At 32.5% G+C, this 6,334-nt stretch carries 5 protein-coding genes and 1 tRNA gene; 3 read left to right on the top strand and 3 right to left on the bottom strand.

Annotation, left to right across the window (positions count from 1 at the left end):
• The first annotated feature begins 221 nt into the window (after positions 1 to 221).
• From ACXJH6_RS06410 to ACXJH6_RS06400, 3 genes are all read left to right on the top strand, one after another.
• The gene (locus tag ACXJH6_RS06410) at positions 222 to 1,508 is read left to right on the top strand and encodes a coiled-coil domain-containing protein (protein ID WP_456470929.1); all 1,287 of its coding nucleotides are present in this window, start codon (positions 222 to 224) and stop codon (positions 1,506 to 1,508) included.
• Between the two features lie 134 nt (positions 1,509 to 1,642).
• A complete protein-coding gene (locus ACXJH6_RS06405; protein WP_456470928.1) occupies positions 1,643 to 2,803 on the top strand; it encodes a replication endonuclease in 1,161 nt (386 codons plus the stop codon).
• Positions 2,772 to 3,611 carry a hypothetical protein gene (locus tag ACXJH6_RS06400; protein WP_456470927.1) on the top strand — a complete coding sequence of 280 codons (840 nt, stop codon included), beginning with the start codon at positions 2,772 to 2,774 and terminating at the stop codon, positions 3,609 to 3,611. Before ACXJH6_RS06405 ends, ACXJH6_RS06400 begins: the two co-directional genes overlap by 32 nt.
• 131 nt (positions 3,612 to 3,742) lie before the next feature.
• Here ACXJH6_RS06400 and ACXJH6_RS06395 read toward each other — a convergent pair.
• The 3 genes from ACXJH6_RS06395 to ACXJH6_RS06385 form a co-directional block, all read right to left on the bottom strand.
• Positions 3,743 to 3,829 (bottom strand) — tRNA-Leu (locus ACXJH6_RS06395).
• Between the two features lie 32 nt (positions 3,830 to 3,861).
• Positions 3,862 to 5,406 carry an AAA family ATPase gene (locus ACXJH6_RS06390; protein WP_456470926.1) on the bottom strand — a complete coding sequence of 515 codons (1,545 nt, stop codon included), beginning with the start codon at positions 5,404 to 5,406 and terminating at the stop codon, positions 3,862 to 3,864.
• A complete protein-coding gene (locus ACXJH6_RS06385) occupies positions 5,403 to 6,230 on the bottom strand; it encodes an NAD(+)/NADH kinase (protein ID WP_456470925.1) in 828 nt (275 codons plus the stop codon). The genes ACXJH6_RS06390 and ACXJH6_RS06385 overlap by 4 nt, the downstream gene beginning before the upstream one ends.
• Positions 6,231 to 6,334 lie beyond the last annotated feature (104 nt).

Here is a 6,334-nt window from a genome sequence, read left to right as displayed (position 1 = left end):
CACCTTACAGCGCTTAATCTTTTCTTTCCCCTATTGCCCCTTTTCTTCTTCCCGGGACGTATAAAAAATAAAATAAAGTTTTCAAAAGATATAAATATATTAAGAGCGACGAAGCACGAAACACACACGAACTTGTGAGTGGGTGTGTAGTGCGTACGCACTACACACCTCGGCGGTGTGTGTGCGTCCTCGCAAGCTCGGAAAGCAATCAAGGAGTTACGATGGCAAACATAGCAAGTATACATATTGAGAAAGGACACGTGGGTGAATTTTTCCATAATTCGAGAGAAAAACCGACGAAGAATAGTATATTCAAGGATGGTGAAGTTTTGTACGATAAAACGGCAAAAGAAGCATTGGAACTTTACAAAAAGATTACGGACGAACGTGCGAAAAAATATACAGAACGCACAGGACAAAAGCTACAAAAAAAAGCTGTGACGCTTTTAAGTGCTGTCGTAAATATTAAGCCTGATACAACTCTGTATGATTTACAACGGCTCGGCAGAAAACTTGAAGAAGAACTCGGGACGAGAATATTACAAATTGCCGTCCATCGGGATGAGGGGCATATAGATGAAAATGGTAAAAAACACATAAACCAACACGCTCATATTTTAATGAGTGGTTTAGATGATGAGGGACGGAGCGTTCGCCGAAAACTTACAAAAAAAAAGTTGCGTAAACTTCAAAATTTAACGGCAGAAACGCTTAATATGGAACGCGGAAAAGACGTTCGGAAAACTAAAAGAAAAAGACTTAATACTTATGAGTATAAAGAGGCTATGAAGATAAAAAACGCAGAAGTAGTTGAGCTTAAAAAGAAACTTATTGAGAAAGACAGCGAAATCGAAGGGTTAAAAGTTAGTAAAAAGGAACTTGAAGAACAGATTAAACATATCCGGGAGGAAATGAAAAAATTTAATGTTGGGCTTGAGGGGGAAAAGGAATTTAGTCAGGAGGACTACAAAGCATTAAGCGAAATCAAAAAGCTACTTAAAGCAAAAGACTTACAAGAAGCCGTTTTAAAACTAAATAGTTTTGAAACAGAAATAAAGGAAAGAATAAAAAAAAGAGCGAAAAAATTAATCGAGGAACACAAAGAGGAAAAGGGGCTTTTTGGAAAAGAGGAAGTTCTGCAAAAGGACGTAGCGGTTAAAATAATTAATACTGTATGCCGCACGGAATCCATTGATGTTATAAAAGTATTGGAAGAAAATGAACGCCTAAAAAAAGAGAATAAAACGTTAAAAGAAGAAAACAAAAATTTAAGAGATAAATTAAGAGAGTTCAAAGATAAGTTCAATGAATTAAAAGAAAAAGCGAATAGTGTACTAAAAGCGAAAATCGAATATTACACTACACTATACAATAAAGCTCGGACGGAACTTGAAAAATATTATAAGCAAGAATTTGGTAACTATAAAAAACTGAATGAGCGGGAAAAGCAAGTTGAAAAACAGATTGAACGTAAGCATAACGTAAAGTTCAATGCCCCCGGATTTTAGTCCCTTTTTAATGTTTTCCTTTTAAAAAGGAAATATTATAAAAGAAAAATTTTAGGTTGTCAAATAGTTTGACAACGGGCTTTTTTGCGAAAAAAGAAAATATTATAATGAGAAATAAAAGCAAAGGAGCTATTATGAGTGCGAATTCAAAAACCCCCTTGACTATTAATAAATATATGTCCCAACGAGAGCTGATGTGCTTTTTTTTTGCCCCGCGTTACAACAAAAAGGTGGCCACAGGGCGTGGCGTCCGAAGTGCGTCGTTTTCAACTAAAAGCGAGGCTATCGTTGGGGGTAGTAAAAATAAAAAGGCGGGAGCGGGCTTCCCCAGTAAGGCATTCGTAGCGGGGCAGTTCACCGAAGTTAATACTTTTAAAAAAACACATTTACCCATAATAAAGAAAATTAAAGAAGGTAAAATTAAACTTGGTGATGGTGAAAAAAAAGAGTTTTATAATTGTAACACGTGTAAAGAATCCGTTAAGCAACGTTTTGGTAGCGTGGAATCTTATTTGAGTTATTTGAGAGATGAGTTTATTAGAATCGCAAAGGAAAGGGAACAAAACACAAAAAACTATTTGGATAAGCACGTGCTTAGAATGCTTGATATGAACGAATTTGTCGGGATGAGCTTTTCTTTAAAAAAGAAAGCTGAGCTGGATTATAGGTATTATAAAGGTGTAAGCGATTATATTAATAAAGTTGCCGAAAAAAAAGGCTTGGTACCAGTTTTTTTAACTTATACATTACCATCTGAATATCATCCGACTACTACAAAAACAGGAAAACGTGAATGGAATCCAAAATATAATCCTGAGCTTACCATTAGAGACGGATATAAAATATTACAAAAAGCTTTCCGAGAGTTAACAAGATATTTTAAGAAAAAAGAAACGAATAAAAGTTTAGAAGAGATTCCGTATATTAGTATTAATGAATATCATAAAGATTATACGGTGCATAAACACGCTGTGGTATTTTTACCGGAGTTTTTACTCGAAATGTTTGAAGCAAAATTTCACCGTATAAGAGAACAATTTGGATTGGGGAAGCAATACGACTTTGAAGTTTTGGAAGATAAAAGTAAGGGAAGCGGGTACCTTTTAAAATATTTGAGAAAAATGATGTTATCTGAAAATGAAGAGGATATGTATGTTTTGGACGGCTGGAGAAAAGCGAATAGAATCCGTTTATTTACGCATAGCCACACCTTTCTGAAGCGAAAGGATTTTGAAAAAATTCTTCCTTATTATATAGAAGACATTGAAGAGTCCAGATATAAGGATTGTCTTTAACAATGGAGAGTGGATAAACAGGTACGAAAAAATTCTTAATATAACTGATTATTTAGTGTATAAAAATGTAGAACTTCCTGAGGACATCGAAGTCGAAAATCAAATATGGGATGTATTTGAAAATTTGCTTGGGAGCGAGTACGAAGCAGAATATTTTGTGGTAAAAGAGCAGTGGACGCTTGAAAAAGCCTTTAATTTAACTGAGGTTTTCAATAATAGTTACATTCGTAAATATAAACAATTGCGAAAAAACATTAAGGATATTTTTCAAAGATTCAATGGAAACATAAGCAAAAGAAACAGATTTTTACATTATACGGCGATTAGTTTTATTAAGCAACATAAGCACGAGTTAAAAATATTGTACGATACATTAAATCAGAATAGATTTTTAAAACAAGTAGGGAAAAGAGCTTTTAAAAGCTCTTTTGATAATTATATCAAAAAAGTGGACGAGATGTTAGAACTTGTTAAAAATTTCACGGAATCTATTGACTGGGCGGGGCAAAATTGGCAGGAATTTTCCGTTAAAAAAGGGAATATAAACGAGCTAAGGAAAGAAATGAAAGAGCTGGATAAAATTAATAGTAAAAAATTTTTAAATAGATTCTTTGAAGTGTTGGACGAGCTTATCAAATTACAGGAGCATTTTATTTATTTAAGCAAAAACGTTACTGTAACGAAAAGGCATAAAATATACTGGGTGAGCGATAGCCTTGAACTTATTAAAATATACGACAAAGATTTGATTGAGGTTGTTTATGTACCAGACGAAGACGTCAAAAAACAATTATTAAGTGCTTATTAAAAAATGATAACATATTTTAATATCTTAAAAGATGAATACAAAAAGGTTCAAGGGTTACTTTAAGAGGTTACTTTTCGCTTTATAAAGTTAGTTAAAATAATGAAGTTATGGGGCTTTATGATGTTTTATAATGGTGCGGCGGGAGGGACTCGAACCCTCACGGGCTAACGCCCACAAGGCCCTCAACCTTGCGTGTCTACCAATTCCACCACCGCCGCAGGCAGTAGTGATGAAATTATAACAAAAAATTTTAATTTTTCAGCATTTCTTCCGCATATTCTAAAGCTTTTTCCGATTTTTCCCTGCCACCTATAATTCTTGCTATTTCTTCTACTCTTTCATCTTTATTCAGTTCTTTAACAAAGGATTTATTTTCATGTTTTGTTACCAAAAAATGTTTATCCGCTTTGCTTGCGAGCTGAGGTTGGTGAGAAATTGCAAATACTTGATATTTTTGACTTAAAAATTTAAGTACTTCTGCTACACTCATACTCTCTTCACCACTAAGATTAGCATCTATTTCATCTAAAAAAAGAGTTTTTTCATTTTCTTCAAATTCCAAAGTACTTGCTAACAATGCAACCCTTAATCTGTTAAATTCGCCAGTAGAAATGGTGTTTATATCAATATCGTTAACTATAATTTCTGCCCTGTCCATTCCGTTTTCTTTAAAACTATCTTCCAAAATAACTTCAACCCTGCAAGAAGGCATATACAATTTAGACAAATAAACATTTAATTTTTTTTCAAATTTCTGCGCACTTTTTATTCTGTAACGGTGCAGATATTGAGCCATATCTTTTAATTTTTCCTCAAGCAACAATGTTTCTTTTTCTATTTCCTCTTTTTCAAACGTAAGATTTTCAAGCAGTTCAAGCTCATTTTTTTTCTCTCGGTAATAATTAAGAGTTTCTTCAATAGAACCAAATCTTCTGATAAGTTCCTGCAAATCCGAGAGTCTGTTTAAAACTTCTTCTATATTCACACTCTCCAAAAAAGAAGCTTTTTCATATGCCTTATCTATTGCTATTCTCAGTTCGTTCATAGCGTTTGAAAAAAATTCGCTATCCTCTTCTATCATATCCAAAAATTCATAAACCCCGTTTTCAAGTTCAAAAATTCTCTCCACATCCTGAGCCTTTTCTTTTATCTTTTCTATTTTGCTTAAATCTTTTTTTATTTTCATTAATTCCTCAAACTCACCCTCTTTGGGATTAATGGTTTCTATTTTGTTAAGTTCGTATTTTAAAAATTCAATCCTCTCAGCGGCGTTTTTTTCTTTTTGTTTGATTTCTTCTATTTTCTTTTTTAGTGTTTTATATTTTTGAAATGTATATTTGTATTTTTCTAAATTAACATAATAATCTTTCTCTTCAACCATTTTATCCAATACGAAAATAATATTATTACTTTCAAACTCCCTTATTTCTCGTAAAGAAAGATAATTAACAAATTCATCGGCTATTTTCCTAACCGTTTTTTTGCTAACAGCCTGGTCGTTGATAAAATAACGGCTTTTATTCTTTTTAACCTGCCTAAAAATAGTTATATCCTCTTTTTCTATTCCATATTTTTCCAAATCCAAATCATTATCCACCACAGCTTCACTTATTTTTGCATTTACGTCAAAATATCCGAAAATAGATAAAATTCCCCTCATTAAAACCGATTTTCCAGCACCGCTAGGTCCCGTAAAAACAATAAGACCTTTACTAAATTCAAGCTCAACTTCGCTAAACTCAAGCTCTACTTCCTCAAACGTCACATATTCTTTGAGATAAACCCTCTCAATCACTTGCTCTCTCCCCAGTTTAGTTTTTCTCTCAAAACCTTAAAATAATTTCTTTCTATTCTATGAATAAGTTTTGCCGGTTTTTTGGCTTTTTTTATTTTTATTTTATCTTTTATATTATAAATTTCCTGTCCGTCAATTATTAATTTTGCCGTTTTTTCTTTTACTTCAAGTTCTAGTTCAAAATTACTCGGCAATATAAGCGGTCTTTGTGTAAGTGAATGAGGACAAATAGGTGTTAATATAAAACTTTCTGTAAGAGGATATACAACCGGCCCTCCTGCACTTAAATTATATGCCGTAGAACCTGTAGGAGTCGAAATAATAAGCCCGTCTCCATGATAAGTGTTTAAAAAACTTTCATTTGTATCAACTTTTATATGTATCATTGAAGAAATTATGTCTTTACTGATAACAACATCGTTAAAAGCATATAAAAATTTATTTCCATATTCTATTTCAATAACCATTCTTTTGTCAATCCTATAATTTTCTTTAAGAAAATCATCCAAAAACTCTTCTATATTTTCAGGATTTATATCTGTTAAAAAACCAAGATTTCCGGCATTAATACCAAGAACCGGTTTATCATATTTATAAGCCCTTCTGGCAAGGGAAATAAGGGTTCCATCTCCTCCCAAAGCCACTAAAAAATCTGATTCTTTGCACATTTCATCAAACTCTACTCCCAAAAGCCCTATAGCTTTTGCTGAAACGCTATCGAGCAAGACTTCTATACCCTTTTTTTCAAAAATTTTTTTGATTTTTAAAAATACTGATTTTAAATTTATCGTATTTTTAGGTTTTAAAACAAATCCGGCTTTCATGTCCTGCCTTTTTGATGAAAATTATAACAAGTTATCATTTTTTCTTATAATAAGAAAAAATTTATTATCTGCTAATTTTTTGTGTTATAATCCTTTAAAAGGAA

It is taken from the genome of Caminibacter sp., from assembly GCF_053999135.1.
This window is presented reverse-complemented; position numbering and strand designations above follow the sequence as displayed.